We start from the raw sequence: 19,866 nt of genomic DNA on the forward strand, positions 1-19,866 counted from the left end.
TTTAAACCCTAACAAGTTCAATCAATAGTAACCCCCACCTAGCACGAGGTTAAGGATTAATAATGTCAAAATATCAAGCCATGAAAGTACTTACTTTAATGATCTGTTCTGGGCTTACAGCCTGTAATAAAGATACTGGCAATAATACTGAAAGTGAAAAGCATCAACATCAAACAATAACTGAAAAACACGCTAAAAACTGGATAAAAGACCCTGCGTCTTTAGTTGACCCATTCATCGGAACCGAAGGCGTTTATAATCATCGCCAAGCAGCTAATGTTGTGCCTGGCGCGGTATTACCCCATGGCATGTTCAATTTTGGACCTGAACATGCTTATACCCAAGACTTATTAGATGAAAGTAAAGAGATCAGTAAAAAAGTTCTTACAGAGCACAAACGCATTCCTGTCTCTCCTGGAGGTTATAATTATGCCGCCAGCCGTATCAAAGGATTTTCATTTACGCGTTTATCGGGCACTGGCTGTTTAGGTGCCTCGGGTGATATTCCTGTTTTACCTTTTACTTCAGATATTAAAGGTTCTCCTGAAACAGATATGCTTGATGCTTATTATAGTGCTGGTTTTAGCCATGATAACGAAACAGCAATCCCAGGTTATTATCAGGTTAAAATGCATAACGGTGTAAATGTAGAACTCAGTGCAACTACACGAACTGGTATCGCCAAATTTGCCTTTGATAATAAAGAAAACGCTAAATTATTATTTAAAACATCACATTCTCAACTTGGTAGTGGCGATGCACAAACGCAAGTAAATCTTAAAACAGGAGAGATCACAGGATCAGTCACCAGCGGTAATTTTTGTGGCTACTTAGGAGAGTATAATCGTCGTGATTATTACACGCTGCATTTTGTGGCCCAATTAGATGTCCCACTATCAGGCTCTGGTAGCTGGAGAAACGATAAAGTGACTTACAATAGCCAAGCAAGCTTTGGAGGCATGGGTTATGGTAAAAATGGAGTGCCCAAATTAGGAAGTGGCTCAGGGGTTTGGGTTAATTTAGATTTAAGCCAACAAAAAGTAGTGACGATGAAGGTTGGTATTTCCTATGTCAGTTTAGCCAATGCCCGTGAAAATTTAGCACATGAACAGAGTCAAAATTACTCTTTTGTTCAAGTTCGAAAAAGTGCTTATGAAGCTTGGGGGCAAGCACTTAATAAAGTTAAGGTCGTTTCAACCAATAAGTCACAACTAACCACATTTTATACCGCATTATTTCACTCTCAATTTCATCCGAATATATTCAGTGATGTAAATGGTGAATACTTAGGTTTTGATCAAAAACTACAAAAAATAAATGCAATGCAAGAAGCACAATATGCTAACTTTTCTGGCTGGGATGTATATCGCTCACAACTTCAACTTATCACATTATTAAACCCTAAACGTGGGAGTGATATAGCACAATCTTTGTTAAATCAAGCAATTCAGTACAATGGCATTTGGGATCGTTGGACTCATAATTCAGGACCAACAGGCGTTATGAGTGGCGACCCATCAAGTATAGCCATTGCTAATTTTGTTGCTTTTGGCGCCAATGAATTTGATGTTAAAACTGCCTATAACTCGCTGACCAATGCCGCAACTGTGCCCACAAAATTGGACTTAAGTGATGAAGGTTGCCCAGTATTTTGCCGTGGCCAGCACCCTTCTTTAGATCAATGGCTAGATATTAACTATATCGCTGATGAATCAAATAGCTGGGAAGGTGCTTCTGAAACATTAGAGCAAGCTTCTGCTGATTTTGCATTATCGCAGTTAGCAAAAAGGCTCGATAAAAAACAAGATGCTTTAACTTTATTAGCTCGCTCAGGGTATTGGAAAAACCTATTTAATCCTCTGGCAACTGAAAACCAAGGTTATATTCAGGGCCGTAACAAAGATGGTAGCTGGAAAAGTAAATTTGATGCAAATAGCGAACATTTATTTGTAGAAGGCAGCCCTGCACAATATTTATGGATGGTGCCATTTGATGGTAAAGGACTCAATGCACTTATTGGTGGCGATGACGTCATGACAAAGCGTTTAGATCAGCATTTTCATAAACCCGATGGTAGCTGGGTATTATTTAGAGATGAGGCCTCTTATGCCGATGTTTCTAATCAACCTTCAATTGCATCCCCGTGGATGTATTTATTTACTGGCAATGCCTATAAAACGCAAGACACTATTCGCGAAACGCTTAATCAATTATGGAATACCAGTACTAAAGGCATACCTGGACAAGATGACTTAGGTCAGATGTCGTCTTGGTATGTATTTTCAGCTTTAGGTTTATATCCATTAATGCCTGGCAGAGCCGACTTAGTATTAACAAGCCCTATTTTTCCACATGCAAAGATAGCAAACCTAACGATAAATGCCCCAGAAACCTCAAATATCAACAGATACATCAAATCTCTAAAAATAAATGATGAATTAACTGAGCGTAGCTGGATAGATGAAAGCTATATTAAAGAACCGCTAACCTTAGACTTTGAATTATCAAATTCACCTAATACTCAATGGGGTAAATCTTTGACTAATCGGCCTCCTTCGTATGCCACAACAAAATTGGCAACAAATAACAAGGCAATTTCAGGAGCTAAACAATGAAATCTGTGATTTGCTTTGGGGAAGCCTTAGTCGATTTTTTAAATACCAGCAAACAAACTGAAGATTTGCTGGTATTAAATAATTATCGACAATATCCTGGTGGCGCACCAGCCAATGCTGCGGTTGCAGTCGCAAAGTTAGGCGGTAAGGCCTATTTTGCAGGTCAGGTAGGTAAAGACATATTTGGTGATTTTTTAATGACAGCACTCAAAAAATATCACGTTAATACCGATTTTGTGGCGCAGCACCCCAATGCTAAAACCCCACTTGCTTTTGTTTCCTTGGATGATAAGGGGGAAAGAAGCTTTATTTTTCATCGTCATCAAACAGCTGATATTTTATTTAATCAAGATCAAATCAGCGAAACTTGGTTCATTCATGAGCCACTATTTCACTTTTGCAGTAATACCTTAACGGATGATCATATTGCACAATGCACCAATTTTGCTGTTAAAAAAGCATTGCAGTTCAATTGCGCCATCAGTTTTGATGTCAATCTCAGACATAATTTATGGCCTGATAATCGCGTTGATATCGATGTTGTTAATCAATTAGTATTTAAATCACATATCATAAAATTTGCCAAAGAAGAATTTGAATATTTAGCGCAAGGTGATTTTTCAGGTTATATAAACCAATGCTTAAAGGCGAACTGCCAACTCATCATTATTACAAATGGTGCCAAAGACATTTGTTATTACACCAAAACAACAAAAGGTAATATCACACCCCCTCAAGTAAATGCTATCGATACGACCGCTGGCGGTGATGGATTTATAGGTGGTGTTTTATTTGCTTTAAGTCAGTATTTAAACTTAAAAAATGTAAATATAAAACACATATTCAAAGATACTAACAAGCTCAATCAAATTATTTCTTTTGCCGCACAATGCGGCGCTTTTGCCGTGACAAAACCCGGCGCTTTTCCCGCATTACCAACTAAAACAGATATATCTAAAGCATTTTCAGATCTATTCTTGGAGCACTAAATGAATTTTTTCGACCGCAATTTTTTAACTGCGCACTGTCATAGTATTTTTAAATTTTATGATGAAAATATTATTGATAGCAGTGGCGGATATTTTCAAAATTTCTATGACAACGGTGTAGTATTTAACCAAACACATAAACAGTTAGTAAGTAGTACGCGCCTGGTTGTAAATTACGCTCTGGCAGCAAGCCTATTAAATAAACCTGAATATTTAAAAATAGCGAAACATGGCCTAAATTTTATTGAACAAAATCATTGGCAGGCAGATAAACAAGGTTATGCTTGGACTTTAAAAAATAATCAAGCGGATGATATGACACAACAAGCATATGGATATGCATTTGTTTTATTAGCTTATGCTGCGGCGAAAAAATCAGGCATTATTGATTCTAATTCAAATGATAAACTTAGCTTTGTGTATGATTTACTAGAACAAAGGTTTTGGCAAGCTGATTATGGTTTATATGCCGATACGCTAGATGAAAATGGTATTTTAAGTGATTATCGCGGTCAAAATGCCAATATGCATTTATGTGAGGCCATGATCGCCGCATATGAGGCAAGCCAAGATATTAAGTTTTTAAATCGTGCCCAACTCATTGCCACTAATATTTGTAAACGCCAAGCTGCTCTTAGTAAAGGACTTGTTTGGGAGCATTTCACAACAGATTTTAAACCTGATTGGGAATATAATAAAAACGATGCTAAAAATTTGTATCGCCCTTGGGGCTTTCAACCTGGACATCAAACCGAATGGGCTAAATTATTATTACAACTTAACCGACATGCACCAGAGCTTTGGTTAGTCGATACAGCAAAATTTTTATTTGATAGCGCATTTAAAAATGCATGGGATAGTCACTATGGCGGTCTTATTTATGGCTTCGATTTAGGTGGTATTTGGTGCGATGATGACAAGTATTTTTGGGTGCAAGCCGAAAGCTTTGCCGCAGCAGCCCTACTTTATAAAACAACCGGTGAACAAACGTATTTAGATAAATATCAACAAATATGGCAATACAGTTGGGATAATATGGTAGATCATCAATTTGGCGCTTGGTTTCGCGTTTTAAAACGTAACAATGAAAAAGACTCAAATGAAAAAAGTACCGCTGGCGCTAAGTGTGATTATCATACCTTAGGTGCCTGTTTTGAAGTGCTAAAATATGCAGGAGTTGAGGTTTGAGCTAAGTCCAAAGAAAGCTCATTACGTATTGCTATGCCTCAAGATGTAAATTCAAATTGTAACATCTTGAGGTATAATAGATATTCAGTTGATATGACGGTTTTTGAATTTGTGATACTGAAGATATACAGTCTCAAATAAACCAATGGTCCAACAAATAGGACACCCTCTAAATAAAAATAACGTTACAATACCAAGCCCCAAAGATATAAAGGGATCTGTGTAAGCCAGATCTATTGCAAACCATAATAAACAAATTCCCAGCCCACCCCTTAAAACATGTTCAATTAAAGAGTTACTGGCAAACATCGACTTTTCTTTCATTACAATAACCTTGCTTTAAACTAAAAGTTCACGCACTAATAACCTAGCGCGGTATAATTGTGCTTTGATACTTTCTCGTGAACGATTAAGTTTATTTGCGATTTCTTCAATGCTCATGCCTTCAATATCGCGTAATAATACCACATATCGATAATTCTCAGGCAATGACTGAATAGCCTTAATAAGATCAATTCTTAATTCATTTGAGGGTTTATTAGATAGCTGAATATCATCTTGATAATCATCAATATCTTCCATACCTTTAAAAAATGAATCACCAATTGTGCGTTGCGCAACCCGATAACATTCCCTACGTGCTACAGTAAATAACCATGCAGGAAGTGATGTGAGCATTTTTACTGTGCCGATTCTGCGCGCTAAAACCCACAGTGTTTCTTGCACAGCATCATCAATATCTGCAGCAGAGCAACTACGTCTGGCATAACGTTTAATATCAGGCTGAGTCGCGATAAGTAATGCTTTTAATGCTTCTGCATCACCAGCTCTTGCCTTTTCAAATACATTTTTGTCATACCTAATGAAACTTTTCATTTATTTTTTCTGTTTTCTCACTGCAAATGAACACATAGGGCAAAAGCCAATAAAACCCGTAAGCGCAGTTATAATACCCACACCACCAATTAAGTAACCTAATGGCAATCCTTGCAAACCATAATGAGCCCCGCAAGTAACCATAGCAAGTCCTGCAACAACTCTGATAATGCGTTTCCATGTCGGCAAATTTTTAACGTATAACATAACTATCCTCTTAGTATAATTTAAGGAAAACAATTTCTCCTCTTTAATGAAGAGGCGTCAAATCACCAAATGGGTTCACATTTATTTATATTTTTTTATTTATTAAATAAAACACGATCAATATACTGAGGTAAACACACATTAAATTATGTTTTTTTACGATTGCTAAGGTAAAAGAACCTCTCTATATTTTTGTCTTAACAGGTAAAACAATGAAATTATTTATCAAAGCTGCATGTATTACTGCTTTATCTCTATCAAGCATTGTACCAATGCAGTTATTAGCGCAAATTCAGGTGATCCATGCTGGTGAATTACTGGCTGTACCAGGTTCCCCAACCTTAAAAAAATATAGCCTCATTGTGACAAATAATATTATTACGGATGTAAAAAAAGGTTTTATAAAACCTAGCGACATTTCACAAACTGCTACTTTAATAGATTTATCATCTCGCTTTGTTTTACCCGGTTTAATGGATATGCATGTTCATTTACAAGGTGAATTCAGCCCAAAAAATGACAGTGAAAAGCTCAGAATGTCTGATGCTGACAAACTGGTAAAAAGCGCATATTTTGCAAAAAAAACCTTAATGGCCGGTTTTACCACAGTAAGAGATTTAGGTGGCAGCCCCGAGCAAAGTTTTGCATTACGTGATGGTATTCAAAAAGGTTTTCTTGATGGCCCTCGTATTATAGCTGCAGGGAGTAATGTTGCAGTCACAGGTGGTCATGGCGATGTAGATGGTATGAGTCCAGACTTATTAGATATACATACCGCAGAAACTATTTGTGATGGCCCATATGATTGTCGTCGTGCAACACGACGTGCCATAAAGTATGGCGCTGATGTCATTAAAATCACATCAACTGGTGGTGTATTATCAGATACAGATACTGGTACAGGTCAACAAATGGCTGATGATGAATTACGTGAAGTTGTCAATGCAGCTCATGCCTTAGGTCGAAAAGTTGCAAGTCATGCCCATGCAGCAGCCGGAATAAATGCAGCTCTTCGCGCTGGTGTTGACAGTATTGAACATGGCAGTTATGCCAACGATGAAAGCATTCAGTTATTTAAACAAACAGGCGCATATTTAGTACCCACTCTCATGGCCGGTGATACTGTGGTTGATATGGCAAAAAATAGTAATTTTATGTCGCCTGCCATTGCTGCTAAAGCGATCCGTGTTGGCTCTGACATGATTGCAAACTTTAAGCATGCTTTTAAATCAGGTGTAAAAATCGCTTATGGCACAGATAGTGGTGTATCCCCCCATGGTAATAATGCCCGAGAAGCCATTTTAATGTACCAAATAGGCATGACACCAAATGAAATTATCAAATCTGCCACCATAAATGCAGCTGATTTAATTGGTAAAAGTAAATCATTAGGTTCATTAGAGGTTGGTAAAATAGCGGATATCATCGCCGTAAATAATAGCCCGATTAAAAATATAGAAGCACTATTAGATGTTGATTTTGTAATGAAATCAGGAAAAATAATTAAAAATAAATAAACATCCAATATATAAAATAATTAAGGTCATATTCGAATGGAAGAATTAAAAAGTTTTAAAGATGTCAGAAAAGCCGTCGGTGAACCCAATCCAGTTGCAAGTAAAAAAATATATGACTTTTTAAATGATCGAATGACTCATTTTATTACCTTATCCCCATTAATGATGATTTCGACTTTAGATAGCCAAGGTTTTCCAACTATATCACCCAAAGGTGACGTTCCAGGTTTTGTGCACGTTGAAAATAATAAGACCTTATTAGTTCCTGAATTACGGGGTAATAAACTTGCATTTTCCTTACACAATATTCTTGAGCATAACAAAGTCGCTTTAATTTTTTTAGTTCCCGGAACAGTCGAATCTTTGAGAGTTCATGGTAGGTGTCGATTAATAAAAGCAGATGATATTTGTAAATCATTCGCTTCGAAATCTCACAATGCTTTATTAGTTATGGAAATTACAGTGACCAATGCTTATTTTCACTGTGGAAAGGCTTTTTTAAGAAGCAAAACTTGGCAACCTGATACTTGGGCCGAAAAAGTTAAAATTTCATTTGGTCAAGAAATAGCCCAAAACATAGATGAAAACTCTGAGTTTGTTGAAAACCTCGATGCAGGTGTTCAAGCACGCTATATCACAGATTTATAATTTAATGATCCATATTAATCACCCAAGTAAAGCTTTGGCTATTGAATCAAACAAACGTATTTAAAACACCATTCTCAATTTATAAATGTCATAGTGATATGAAAATCTGTTTATAAAACACCAGCAACCACAGTCAGCACCTACACCCACTTTGTGCTTTTAATATTGATTAGACATATAAAAAACAACACGAAACCCTCAATATGAAAGATAAAGTGCTCACTCAGCTTTTTAGCAAAAAACCTGATACTCGTGCACAAATTAATGCAGCCACAGGGTATACCGTATTTAGCAATGCCAGTATTAATCTGTTTTTAGTATCTGCAGGTACAGGATATGGGGTAGTGAAAAATATGCACACAAAACAACATATTTATATGAATATGGCAGAAGGTGGCGTTGGGCTGGGCCTTGGCGTAAAAGACTATCGTATTGTGATGGTATTTCATACCGACAATGCGATTAATGAGTTTATTAATCGTGGCTGGACTTTTGCTGGTAATGCCGATGCAGCAGCAAAAACAGCCGATTAAGGAGCATCAATAGAAGGTGAAGCTCACTATGGAGAAGTAACTGTTTATAACTTTACGCAAAGTGGTTTGGCCTTGCAAGCTACGGTAAAAGGTATTAAATTTTGGAAAGATAAAGAGCTAAATTAAGTTTATAAACTTTAAAAAGGTCAACTAAGTTGACCTTTTATATAAAGCGAACTTAACAAGCCCACATACTATGCTTACGACAGTGAACACATCCGCCAACAACTTGAGGTGTCATTTCTCTAGGGAGTGACCTTTTATCTTCTGATAAATTTTTAAGCTGCTTTTTATTTATTTTGAGTTTCATTTTTATTCTACTTAATAAATATTATCTTATTTAAACGACTACCAAATAATACATGGGCCATTAGGAGATTTTTGAGTGTAACAAATATCTACCGACTGGCAGTAAAGATCAGATTCACAGTTGTCAGAGTAGTTTTTACCGCCGCCAACATGAGGTGTCATTCCTAATGGAAGTGAATTGCTATCTTTAGATAAGTTTTTAAGTTTCTTTTTATTTAATTTAAGTTTCATTTTATTTCCTTATTAATAGTTTATTTTGTACCCACTTTAAAAACTATAACTTTATCACTACAATTAACAGGTGATATTTGTAACCAGATGTTTCCAAAATAAAAGCAACATTTAATTGATATTATTTTTATTCACGAGTCTCTGTTTTCAACAACCAAACTAAATAACGTATTTAAATTTACGATTCAACTTTTAATATTCATGGTCATACCTTGATCTTTTTTAATTTATATTGGCATTCATTTTGCTTTTTAAAAGCATGCTAAATAACGTGTAATTTTAAATGAATATAAACGCATTAAACAGCGCAGCTCAGGCTCTAACATTACAAAAAACTAATTTTCCAGCCAGTAATGCAATATCAAATGACACAACCCCACAGGTAGATAGATATACGCCTAGCAACCAAAAGCCTAACAATGAAAATACCTACGAACATTTAGCAAACAAAGCACAAAAGCCGAATCAAAATAGTGAAAAAGAAAAAGTCCAACCTATGACGGATAATGAAATAAAGGCAATGTTTGCCGACTTGCGGCAAGGTTTGCTTGATCAGAGGCTAGGCATTGACCGAGAAAAAATTGAAGAAATTAAAGTAAAGATAGAAGAGCTACAACGTGAGATTGCAAAATTAAAAAGTCGTGGTGAACCGACTTCTGAACTGGAAAAGCAACTAGAAAACTTGTATGAACAACTAGATAAAGAATATCAAAAGGGAAGAGAGCACTTAAAAGATGATAACAAGGATGAAAATAAAAACAAAATCAACATATCAATTTAACTATATTAGTTGTAGTTATTTGATTCTTAAACTTTTCTAACCTTAAAAATATAAGTTTATTTTAATTAAACCTTCTAACAGTAAAAAATAAGCCTCCCCCTTTAATTTTGGCTTATATTTGGTCTTGATGTACCCGATACTTTGACATTATAGTACTTTGTAAAATAAATATTCTTCAGTATTTATCAAAATGGATGTTTATAAAGAATTATTACAACAGGAAAGTAAGTGGAAACGTTAAAGAACATAAAACCAAAACTTATCGCAGATAAACCTCCCCTTGATCTTAAGTGTAATAAAGCACTCAAAAAAATTAGTACTACTAACAGCCCAGCTCGTATTGGAGGAGTTTAGGTTGAATAAAATAAAAAGCAACGAAGCAGCATGGCACTATATCCAAAATATAGACTTTTCAGCTGTCAATCGCAGAGTTGCATATAACAACCCGACATGGACAAAAGCCTGCTTAGAAAAATACCAAATACAATATTGCATGATGCTCTATATATTTAGGTTATATCCCAATGATAATCATGCACCTAGCATACCTATGGATGAGTTTTGGCATGAGCATTTGTTATATACAAAAATGTATTATGCAGATAGCGAAAAAATTTTTGGTCATTACTTACACCATACTCCAGGAGAAAGAACAGAAAGCATCCAAAAAGGTTTAGTAAAAAGAAAAACATTTGATGAAGGATGTGAATACCTTGAAGAAGCCTACCTCAATACACGAAGACAAATATCTTTGGTATTTGGTAATCAATATGATCCTGAAGTCGTGTAAACCTCTAAAAATTCAGTAATCATTTAAAAATGATTCTATTTCTCAAAATGAAGGAAAAAAAATGAAACTTAAATTAAATAAAAAGAAACTTAAAAATTTATCGGCTGATAAAAAAATGCTTCCTGAAATAATGACTCCATTTATTGCTGGCGGCGATGAACAAACTTTATCAAAAGTTGCGTGTGGCTCTTGGAATGGTGCGTGTCATGGTCGCTCTTTTGGTTGTACAAATGAAGTAAAATGCGCACCAAGAGAGTCTGACTACTCACAATGTGAGATATGCCCAACATTTGATTGTTAGATAACAATCGCATTAACTGATTAGCTTAATAAACTTTGCAGTTTATTTATAGCAAAAGGATGTGCATATACTTATCAAAAATAGCCGAGCATAAGAATAGCTCGGCTAATAAAAAAACTTTATTCTAATTAATTATTACAAGTGACAACTCTACTTTTACTATCACCAGTTAAAAAAACATCGACTTTATTAAATTGCTCATCACCATCATACGAAAATGAGTATGATTGAGTAAGCAGGTTCAATCTTTTCAAACCGACTTGAACAAGTTTATTATCAGATGTGATCCCATGCACAGCGACAGAATTATAATTCCACCAATCATTGTATGAAATTGACCCAACACTAATATCAATTTCTGTTGCTCCTGAGTAGCTATTACAATTAACAGTTCCTATATCTGCAGCAAATGACGTTGAAGATACGAGTAAAGCCCCTAGAGCGCAAGATAGTGAAATTGACTTTAATACATTTTTCATAATTTGTTCCTTTTAAGTATAAAATATAATAGGTTATGTGCTTCTTGAGCACGTATTTAGTATTACAAATACACTTTTTTAAAAACGTAACTTTAAGCAAAACTTAAGGAAGTTAAGAAATTGGATAAAATAAAAACGAGAAACAGGTCAACCAAGTTAGACCCTGCAAAAGTGAGAGGAAAAGCAGAAGCCCTTTATGGCATAAAAACCGAAAGAGAATTTATTCGAGAGTTTGAGTTATTTTCATCAATAAATGCAGCTGGAAGTGCTCCTAAACAAGCTTGGTCCGGAAGTTCAATTTGTATTAATCAATCTGAAAAAATAGCCGTATTTTTAAAATGCATGAGCCACCTAGCGTTATTACCAGAATCAACACCGCCATTTTGGGAAGATTTTATTCAACAATACCAATCAAAAAGCCAGTTTTCACAGTTTTGTATTGCTGATAAAAATAAACGACGTTTAATTGAGCCCGCTTCAGTTGAAAATGCTAACAGAGGATTTGATATACCTATAAATAGTGATTGGTGGCTTAAATTATCGGGTGAGGAAAATGACAGGTTTGTTATATTTATACGCTCTTCAAAACAGTTTTTTAAATTAGCTCCGATAAGTAATAGCCAATACTCAAGTGAAATAACAGAAAATATGAAAGGAATTGACTTTCCAAATACAGGCTTTCTTTCATTTTCAGAAAAAGATGGAGCAGGCTGGAGACAAATCATTGTGATTAAAGTAAAACAGTATTCAATAAAAAAAAGTGACTCTTTCAGGGAAGTGTTTGAAAGTGATCTAAATCTAATCGCTTATAATTTAGAGCACTTTAATGAAAGTGAAGATATTTTTGTAAATACAATCGACATTAATCTAACATGCTAATCCATTGTGCAACTTTAGAGTCAACCCAGTGAATATTATTCGAAGACTCATCATAAGACCCTATGTTTTCTTTCATCCAAGTTAACATTTTTTCGACTCTGATCTTTGCCGGCGGGTGCGTATTTGCACTGCGAAAACCTGATTTTGTTTCCAAAAACGCGAGTAAACTAAAAAACATATAAACTTGGGTAAAATTAGCCCATGCTGAAATAGGCGTTACACAAGTAGAACAAAGATAATGTAGCGCAAATGCATCGGCCTTAAATTCTGAATCCCAATATTGCTCACTTGTGCTTTCACTTTCAGAAATTAAAAAACGCTTATGGCTATCCATCACATTCAAGTCCTTATGTGCAATATGCGCAAACTCGTGAAGCACAATAAACTTTAATGTTATTGTGGCTAAGTTATGCTGACAGGCTGTGAGTTCAGCAACAACATCTATGTTATTAATATTGTCAAAATTAATATTTTTAATATCAAAATTACTGGTTTTTGAAAATAAACATGACGCCTGTTTAAAACTTTGAAAACCACACGCCTTAAATTGAGATAAGCTGCCCTCTACATTTTCTAATACGATAGACTTTGAAAGAAACAATATAAGAATGTACACATATTCATGCAAAATAATATAGTAACTATTGTGTGTTTTATTATCGTCGGTTTGCGCTAAACAGTATGCACATTGGTCCATTAGCGGTAATAAACCTATTTCGGTATTATTTACCAAAGATTGATATTGCTCTGAAACCCTCTCACTCAGATCCAGCTTAAGATCAGAACATAAACTATTTATTAATATCTCAGTTTGCTCTTTTACGCTCCCATTTTGAAAAAGAGGATCAAATACTTGCCCTGATCCCAAAACGTCACACATCAATTTATTTAACTTACTTTGTTTAATTGAATTTCGTGCAAAATTAAATTGGGTTGTTTCGCCTTTCGTATGAGCTTCATCTAATAAAGAGCGAATATAATTTTTTGCAGTTCGTTTTACATTATCCATATATAAATTATTCAGTATTTCACTCAGTTCAAAAATTAATTAAAGGCCATACGGCTATCTTAGATACTAATCAATCTTAATTGAAATAGGTCCAGGTTTAGCTGTATATGAAAATGATTTCATCTTCATCAATCTATTTAAAAACGCTTTATCATAGGTTTCATAAAATACTTTATCGATTGCTGTTTCTTGCGCATTTTTATCTAATTCACTTTCAACTAAACTCAATGCATGTTTTTCAGCAGCTTCAGTCGCCACCTTGTTTGCATCCATGATTAATTGCTCTATGTTTGCTTCATATTTTTGCAAAAATGATTTATTCATTTTTCTAAAATGCCCAGCAATGTTGCGGCCATATTCAATATTAGCATCAGAGATAGCAGCTAAAGGTACTTCATTGCCTAATACTTGCGTAATTAGTAACTTCTCATTTTGATTAGCAAAACCTCGAACAGTTGCCCAGTACAATCCTGTGTATTGTGGTCCTGTTAAAGTAATTTTATTAAACATTTCAGCAATAACTTGCAAACTTTTGTGTGTTTCTGAAGTCTGTTTCTCAGGTTCCACTACAGCAGTAACTTTAGCCGCCTCAACAGAAGCCGAAACCATAATATCAATCTCAGATGATGAGCAAATTGCAGAATAGCTTTTTAGCTGATTATGAACGGTATCAAAATCGCTTCCAGGAGTACTATCTATAACGTGTTTTGCACTATCCATAGCTCTTCTAACGAGCTTTGCAACAGACACACCACCAGGGCCTAATAAATAATAATTTTGATATAAATCCATCGAAGAAGTTACAAATGCCGTACCTAATACTAGCTTTTCTATACTTTCAGTACTTGCTTTATTCAATACTAGCATACCAGTACCTAAAACAGTTGCAGTGAGAAACTGACCTTTCATCCAGTTATGGTTTTTATCTTTTGAAGTTAAACTATCTAAATAGTTATCACACGCAGCTCTAGATAAGCTCATACCTCTTTGTAAATACAACGAAGCTAAACCTGAATTACTCGGGTCATCAAAAGAGTTTTTATACTGAACAAAATATCCATCACTATCTTCAGATACACCTAAAAGGTGTTGTTCAGACGCATATTTAGTATGAGGAGATGAAACACAACCACTTAGCACACATCCTAAAACGGCCAATTGAATATTTGATTTATATGATTTTTTCACCTTATTTTCCCTAAATATGATGATTTTAAAGTTTTAAACAAGGTTATATGTTAAAAAAATGTATATCAATACTTTAAAAGAACTTGTTGTAAAAATAGATACACTTTCATCTAAAAGACAATTTAGTTGAATCAAATCTGCTCATTACAACAAGCCTCAACCATATAACATGAAAGAATAAGAACAATAAAAAGTCGATTGTTCACAGAACCGGGGAACATAATTATTAAGGGTTTATAAGCCAGATAAACAATAAAATCTGAAACTGAAGTCATCTACATCAGTTGAAATAAGGTCTGAATTAATCATATCCAAACTTTTTCATTATAGAGTTCAAGTCTCATTTTAATGATTTATCGCATCTTGGAACACTATAAAACAGCCTATAACATAGTATCCCCCCTCTTCACTAGAAACTATTTATTAGCTTATATCAACAAGTTAACAAACCATCAATACTTGTAATTGTTGATTTCAATTTCACACATCATATTACGGTTTTTTACTGTGTTTATTATATAGTTAAACCGCTTAGTGAGGCGCAATAATTATATTTCCATCAATAACAATTGATATTAAGACTCGTGCGCAATTAATCAAAAACCAGCTTAGTTACGTCGTAAGATAAACACTTTAGCACTTCCCACACAAGTGAGCGTAACAACACCCTAGCGGCTTTCAAGTTAAAGCTATTTTATCTCAACAACGATATTAAACGTATTATCAAACGCTTTTTAATATAGAAAAAATTTGAGTAAAAACAACTCACTCCTAATTATAAAATGAATAATACACACAAGGATTATTAAATGATTTATGCAGTACCAGGAACGGATAATTCAGTAACCAGTTTTAAACCAAGATATCAAAACTATATTGGGGGTCAATGGGTTGAACCACAAGATGGGCAATATTTTGATAACTTAAGCCCAGTAAATGGCAACAAGATTTGTGAGATCCCAAGGTCAAATACCAAAGATATTGAACTTGCACTTGATGCCGCTCACACAGCAAAAGATGCTTGGGGCGGCAGTTCAGTGACAGTACGTTCAAATATTTTGCTTAAGATAGCCGACCGTTTAGAGCAAAATTTAACTTTATTGGCTGTTACTGAAACTTGGGATAATGGTAAACCTATACGTGAAACTTTAGCAGCAGATATTCCTTTAGCTATCGATCACTTTAGATATTTTGCAGGCTGTTTACGTGCACAGGAAGGCAGCATTGGTGATATTGATGAAAATACTGTGTCTTATCATTTCCATGAACCTTTAGGCGTTGTTGGCCAAATTATTCCGTGGAATTTTCCTATATTAATGGCTGCTTGGAAATTAGCGCCAGCATTAGCGGCTGGTAACTGTATTGTATTAAAACCAGCAGAGCAAACTCCTGCATCTATATTAGTATTAATGGAATTAATTGAAGACTTATTACCACCAGGTGTAGTTAATATTGTAAATGGTTTTGGTCCTGAAGCCGGACAAGCCCTAGCAACCAGTACACGTATAGCAAAAATTGCATTTACGGGTTCTACGCCAGTTGGCTCACATATTTTAAAGTGTGCCGCTGAAAATATTATACCTTCAACAGTAGAGTTAGGTGGTAAGTCTCCAAATATCTTTTTTCCTGATGTAATGGCTCATGAAGATGATTATTTAAGTAAGTGCATTGAAGGTGTTGTGCTTGCATATTTTAATCAAGGTGAAGTATGCACTTGCCCTTCACGTTTATTAATTCATGAAGATATTTATGAGGAATTTGTCGCTAAAGTTATTGAGCGTACCAAATTGATTAAACGCGGAAATCCACTCGATACTGACACTATGGTAGGAGCACAAGCTTCACAGGAGCAGTTTGATAAAATATTACAATATATAAATATCGGTAAAGAGGAAGGTGCGCAAATATTGATTGGTGGAGATAAAGAAAAACTTGGTGATGAATATGCTAGTGGATATTATATTCAACCGACTTTGCTTAAAGGCAATAATAAAATGCGCACTTTTCAGGAGGAGATTTTTGGCCCTGTGATCTCTGTTACGACTTTTAAAACTGAAGCTGAAGCTTTAGAGATAGCCAATGACTCTGAATTTGGTTTGGGAGCAGGTGTTTGGAGTCGAGATATGAATATCGCTTATCGCATGGGTCGTAAAATTCAAGCAGGTCGCGTGTGGACAAATTGTTATCATATGTACCCTGCGCATGCTGCATTTGGCGGTTATAAAAAATCTGGTGTGGGGAGAGAAACCCATAAGGTCGCACTAGAGCATTACCAGCAAACTAAAAACTTGTTAGTAAGCTACGATACAAGTCCGTTAGGTTTTTTTTAGAGAATCATACAAACACCTACATTAAAGTTAGGTAGACTCTGGCTTACCATTTATTTCAAAATGTTATCGTCATAAAAAGTACTTTATCTGCATTAAGATGCAAAGCTGCCTTTCCATCGCGGCAGCAATTTGTTTGCCTCAAAAAAAGACGATAATTTACTACGACCCGAAAACATAATTAAATAGGGGTTTAATAAGATGAACAAGCTAGCGGGCATTTTTAACAAGCTCTGAACTTAAAAATTTATAATTGAATGGCTTACTCAATAAGATTATTTTAACAAATATAAGGAAAAACATGAAAAAAATTGCAATTATCCTATCTGGTTCAGGTGTATTTGATGGCACAGAAATAACAGAGTCAATATTAACTTTATTACATGTCGCTAAAGCAGGCGCTCAATATCAATGTTTTGCACCAAACATTGACCAACTTCATACAATTAATCATTTAACTGGTGAAGAAATGCAGCCAAATCGCAATGTTTTAGTTGAATCAGCTCGAATTGCTCGAGGAGAAATAAAAGAAATAAAAGAACTAAATGTCGAAGATTTTGACGCATTAATTTTACCTGGAGGTTTCGGAGCTGCTAAGAATTTATCTGATTTTGCAACCAAAGGCCCAAAAGCGAATATGAATCCAGATATATTAAGTATATGTAAATCATTTGCTGTATCTAAAAAACCAGCAGGTTACATTTGTATTTCCCCAGCCCTCATTCCTATTGTTTATGGTGCTGATTCTATCGCAACAATAGGTCATGACCCTGATACAGCATCTGCAATTGAAAGCTTAGGTGGCAAACATGTTCAGTGTAATGCAAAAAACATTGTTATAGATGAAGTTAATAAAGTCGTTAGTACCCCAGCTTATATGGTAGCGACTGATATCCTTGAAGTAGATACAGGTATCAGTAAACTCATAAAAGCAGTTATAAACTTATGTTCATAACATCATTTTTTATCAAATAATTAGTGTATACATTTATCTAGAGCTTAGTGTTAACTAAGCAGAAGTTTTTAAATATCTGCGTCAATGCTTAAGCATGACACCTAGACATTAACGCAGATGTATAGCACATTAAGCTTTATGTGCTGGATTTGCTTTTTTGCAGTGTGTATTAGCGCAATGTGGGCCTGAATAGTGCCAGAGTTTTGTCCAATAGCTTTTTACCATATCATCAACGGCTGCTTGCCCTTCAATAAGATAACTAAACTCAGATAAAAAACCAGGGTAAAGGTTATCAGAGCCTACAACATAAGTTTCATTATCTATGATCATAATTTTGGCATGATTACCAGGTGCTGAGTCCACCGGTTTACCTTTAAATCCACCTGCTTTCAACACAGCCTGATAAGCACTGCCAATGATGCCTTTTTTTGGTGGCACTTTAGATAAGGGTGGTTGCTTTATTGAGGCTGTTTTACCCTCAGCACTGAGTCCTGGCCACTTATATGTTTCTCCTTCTGTAGTCATCATATCTGGTACTTGATCTGTATAAAAGAAGGGAGAAATATGCAAACGCTCCAGCGCTTTTGCCCGCTCCCCTGTAGTGTCACTAATTGGGGCGTCGGTATCAACCTGATGCTTCATATAATAATCAATTAGTTCGTAAGTACGACAAGCCCCTGAACCAAATGAATATTGATCCCCTTGTGCACCTGCGCCTGCATCTAAAGGCGATACAACAACCTTAACCACCAAGTCTGGATTAGCAAGCAATGCGTCCATTAACCAATGACAAACCACATGATCAGACCAACGTTTTTTCCACGCACTGATCAAATCCATTTGTGACATGCAAATACTATGTTTGGCATTTTTAATTAAATGCGCTTTCATAATTTCAGCCGCTTTTTGATACTCAGTTGTCATACTCGGCCCAGTCCAATATTTGCCTATAGATAACATACGAGTTGCTAATTTATATTTTGCAGCATCTTCATAGTCAGTATGTTTAATACGAATAGGAAAAACACCTTTGTCAATCTCTGAAAATGCAGCTAAGTCATCGGCTTTAATTTGCTCTGGGCTAACGGGTTTAGGCTTATTTGGTATAGGTTCATCTGCAATATCCCCCTCTTCTTGTGTTTCATGATAGCTAATAATACGAGCCACTTTTTTCTTGATATCGCCCTGTACATCAGAGTCTTCAAGTGGGTCCAGAGGTTTACGAATAAGCGCTTTATCGTCTTTTAACGCTTTCCAGTTTAACGCTGTAAGTGATTTTGTATCTAAATACTCTTTAGTGAGTAAATCATTTTTACACTGCCACATTTGGTTTAAAAATTGCTGTGCCCCAACAGCTGCATCCCCATGAACCACAACCGATACATCATGAACAGGTGGATAACTGGTAAATAAATCCATATTTAAGTTATGTCCACCCGTTAATGCTTGCACACCATCTGAGGCAATAATTTTGGCATGATTCCAAGTCATTTTTGTAATATCCAAATCTGGGCTCGGTTTCATCCCTTGAGAACTAAATTGATTTAACACTCCAGATTTAACCCCTTCTTCTAATCGATAAAAACGACCGCACCAAACCTCAGGTATGACTTCCCAGTGATCACACCGCTGTCGAAACAAGCGCAATAACGCACCTTTAAAGTCAATGTAATGTGCAGGCTCCCACATTGCATTCATAGGTGTTTGGCCAAATAAAAAGCGTATTTGCGGTGCTTTTTTTCGTCCTCTATGTTCCGACATAGCAGTATCGATTGCACCCATAATAATACGAGCCCAATCGGGATCAGGTGTATTAAGCGATGCAATATCACAACGATGATCCGTTGTTTGGATCACCTCTTCTACCGCTCTGGCAAATTGTTTTTGTCTGGCGATGGCATTTGGCATGATGGCTTTACCAAAAGGTAGCCCCCAAATATTAGGCGTATCTAGCACTCTTACATAACTTGCTTTACTGCAATGGCTAAAATACCCTTTTGTTTTTTTTATTACGCTATCTATATGACTCATTGTCGTTTTCTCC

Annotated in this window: 20 protein-coding genes and 1 pseudogene; 12 read left to right on the forward strand and 9 right to left on the reverse strand. The window is 35.5% G+C overall.

The genetic code is table 11. The features are described 5' to 3' along the window. The first annotated feature begins 62 nt into the window (after nt 1–62). Genes BM088_RS21050 through BM088_RS21060 form a run of 3 tightly spaced genes read left to right on the forward strand, consistent with a single transcriptional unit; the run spans nt 63 to nt 4,792 of the window. A complete protein-coding gene (locus BM088_RS21050) occupies nt 63–2,615 on the forward strand; it encodes a GH92 family glycosyl hydrolase (protein ID WP_245763883.1) in 2,553 nt (850 codons plus the stop codon). Beyond that, a complete protein-coding gene (locus tag BM088_RS21055; protein ID WP_091989451.1) occupies nt 2,612–3,604 on the forward strand; it encodes a carbohydrate kinase family protein in 993 nt (330 codons plus the stop codon). The genes BM088_RS21050 and BM088_RS21055 overlap by 4 nt, the downstream gene beginning before the upstream one ends. Then, entirely contained in the window at nt 3,605–4,792 is a 1,188-nt protein-coding gene (locus tag BM088_RS21060; RefSeq protein WP_091989454.1) for an AGE family epimerase/isomerase, read from the forward strand. It begins immediately after the preceding gene. An 84-nt stretch (nt 4,793–4,876) separates the two neighbouring features. Here BM088_RS21060 and BM088_RS21065 read toward each other — a convergent pair whose 3' ends face one another. From BM088_RS21065 to BM088_RS21075, 3 genes are read right to left on the reverse strand one after another with little or no spacing between them, the layout of a single operon-like run. Beyond that, nucleotides 4,877–5,116: a hypothetical protein gene (locus BM088_RS21065; protein ID WP_091989456.1), complete on the reverse strand. Its 240-nt coding sequence runs from the start codon at nt 5,114–5,116 to the stop codon at nt 4,877–4,879. Nucleotides 5,117–5,131: 15 nt separating this feature from the next. After that, the gene (locus tag BM088_RS21070) at nt 5,132–5,668 is read right to left on the reverse strand and encodes an RNA polymerase sigma factor (protein WP_091989459.1); all 537 of its coding nucleotides are present in this window, start codon (nt 5,666–5,668) and stop codon (nt 5,132–5,134) included. Beyond that, complete coding sequence (locus BM088_RS21075; RefSeq protein ID WP_091989462.1) at nt 5,669–5,875, reverse strand: YgaP family membrane protein; 207 nt, start codon at nt 5,873–5,875, stop codon at nt 5,669–5,671. A 212-nt stretch (nt 5,876–6,087) separates the two neighbouring features. Here BM088_RS21075 and BM088_RS21080 point away from each other — a divergent pair, with 212 nt between their 5' ends. The 3 genes and pseudogenes from BM088_RS21080 to BM088_RS21090 form a co-directional block, all read left to right on the forward strand. Next, nucleotides 6,088–7,392, forward strand: coding sequence for a metal-dependent hydrolase family protein (locus BM088_RS21080; RefSeq protein WP_091989464.1), 1,305 nt, complete (start codon nt 6,088–6,090; stop codon nt 7,390–7,392). Between the two features lie 36 nt (nt 7,393–7,428). Next, the gene (locus BM088_RS21085) at nt 7,429–8,040 is read left to right on the forward strand and encodes an MSMEG_1061 family FMN-dependent PPOX-type flavoprotein (protein WP_091989467.1); all 612 of its coding nucleotides are present in this window, start codon (nt 7,429–7,431) and stop codon (nt 8,038–8,040) included. A gap of 179 nt (nt 8,041–8,219) precedes the next feature. Beyond that, nucleotides 8,220–8,699: pseudogene (locus BM088_RS21090) on the forward strand (YSC84-related protein); the annotation flags it as partial. A 52-nt stretch (nt 8,700–8,751) separates the two neighbouring features. Here the strand turns inward: BM088_RS21090 and BM088_RS27945 are convergent. Both BM088_RS27945 and BM088_RS21095 read right to left on the reverse strand, forming a co-directional pair. Continuing rightward, complete coding sequence (locus BM088_RS27945; RefSeq protein WP_281247183.1) at nt 8,752–8,883, reverse strand: hypothetical protein; 132 nt, start codon at nt 8,881–8,883, stop codon at nt 8,752–8,754. Between the two features lie 38 nt (nt 8,884–8,921). Beyond that, the gene (locus BM088_RS21095) at nt 8,922–9,113 is read right to left on the reverse strand and encodes a hypothetical protein (protein ID WP_091989470.1); all 192 of its coding nucleotides are present in this window, start codon (nt 9,111–9,113) and stop codon (nt 8,922–8,924) included. Between the two features lie 283 nt (nt 9,114–9,396). On the opposite strand from BM088_RS21095, the gene BM088_RS21100 reads away from it, so the two are divergent. The 3 genes from BM088_RS21100 (at nt 9,397) to BM088_RS21110 (ending at nt 10,985) form a co-directional block, all read left to right on the forward strand. Further along, nucleotides 9,397–9,894 carry a hypothetical protein gene (locus tag BM088_RS21100; RefSeq protein ID WP_091989473.1) on the forward strand — a complete coding sequence of 166 codons (498 nt, stop codon included), beginning with the start codon at nt 9,397–9,399 and terminating at the stop codon, nt 9,892–9,894. Between the two features lie 355 nt (nt 9,895–10,249). Then, nucleotides 10,250–10,684: a glycine-rich domain-containing protein gene (locus BM088_RS21105; RefSeq protein WP_091989476.1), complete on the forward strand. Its 435-nt coding sequence runs from the start codon at nt 10,250–10,252 to the stop codon at nt 10,682–10,684. Between the two features lie 61 nt (nt 10,685–10,745). Continuing rightward, nucleotides 10,746–10,985: a hypothetical protein gene (locus BM088_RS21110; protein ID WP_091989478.1), complete on the forward strand. Its 240-nt coding sequence runs from the start codon at nt 10,746–10,748 to the stop codon at nt 10,983–10,985. 128 nt (nt 10,986–11,113) lie between these two features. Here BM088_RS21110 and BM088_RS21115 read toward each other — a convergent pair whose 3' ends face one another. Continuing rightward, on the reverse strand, nt 11,114–11,464 hold the full coding sequence (locus BM088_RS21115; protein ID WP_091989481.1) for a hypothetical protein: 351 nt from the start codon (nt 11,462–11,464) through the stop codon (nt 11,114–11,116). A 120-nt stretch (nt 11,465–11,584) separates the two neighbouring features. Between BM088_RS21115 and BM088_RS21120 the strand changes: the two genes are divergently transcribed. Continuing rightward, nucleotides 11,585–12,343, forward strand: a complete 759-nt coding sequence (locus BM088_RS21120) for a hypothetical protein (protein WP_091989483.1) — start codon at nt 11,585–11,587, stop codon at nt 12,341–12,343. On the opposite strand, the gene BM088_RS21125 is transcribed toward BM088_RS21120, so the two are convergent. Continuing rightward, entirely contained in the window at nt 12,327–13,352 is a 1,026-nt protein-coding gene (locus tag BM088_RS21125; protein WP_091989486.1) for a M48 family metalloprotease, read from the reverse strand. The two genes, BM088_RS21120 and BM088_RS21125, sit on opposite strands and share 17 nt — an antisense overlap. Nucleotides 13,353–13,418: 66 nt before the next feature. Further along, complete coding sequence (locus BM088_RS21130) at nt 13,419–14,540, reverse strand: hypothetical protein (protein WP_091989489.1); 1,122 nt, start codon at nt 14,538–14,540, stop codon at nt 13,419–13,421. An 809-nt stretch (nt 14,541–15,349) separates the two neighbouring features. On the opposite strand from BM088_RS21130, the gene exaC reads away from it, so the two are divergent. Further along, nucleotides 15,350–16,870 (forward strand): acetaldehyde dehydrogenase ExaC, encoded by a 1,521-nt coding sequence (exaC, locus tag BM088_RS21135; protein ID WP_091989491.1) that lies wholly within the window; start codon nt 15,350–15,352, stop codon nt 16,868–16,870. A 298-nt stretch (nt 16,871–17,168) separates the two neighbouring features. Then, nucleotides 17,169–17,822 (forward strand): isoprenoid biosynthesis glyoxalase ElbB, encoded by a 654-nt coding sequence (gene elbB, locus BM088_RS21140; protein ID WP_091989494.1) that lies wholly within the window; start codon nt 17,169–17,171, stop codon nt 17,820–17,822. Nucleotides 17,823–17,951: 129 nt separating this feature from the next. Here elbB and BM088_RS21145 read toward each other — a convergent pair whose 3' ends face one another. Further along, nucleotides 17,952–19,853 (reverse strand): phospholipase D-like domain-containing protein, encoded by a 1,902-nt coding sequence (locus tag BM088_RS21145; protein WP_091989497.1) that lies wholly within the window; start codon nt 19,851–19,853, stop codon nt 17,952–17,954. Nucleotides 19,854–19,866 lie beyond the last annotated feature (13 nt).

This window comes from Pseudoalteromonas denitrificans DSM 6059, assembly GCF_900112265.1.
In the GTDB taxonomy this organism is placed as follows: Bacteria; Pseudomonadota; Gammaproteobacteria; order Enterobacterales; family Alteromonadaceae; genus Pseudoalteromonas; species Pseudoalteromonas denitrificans.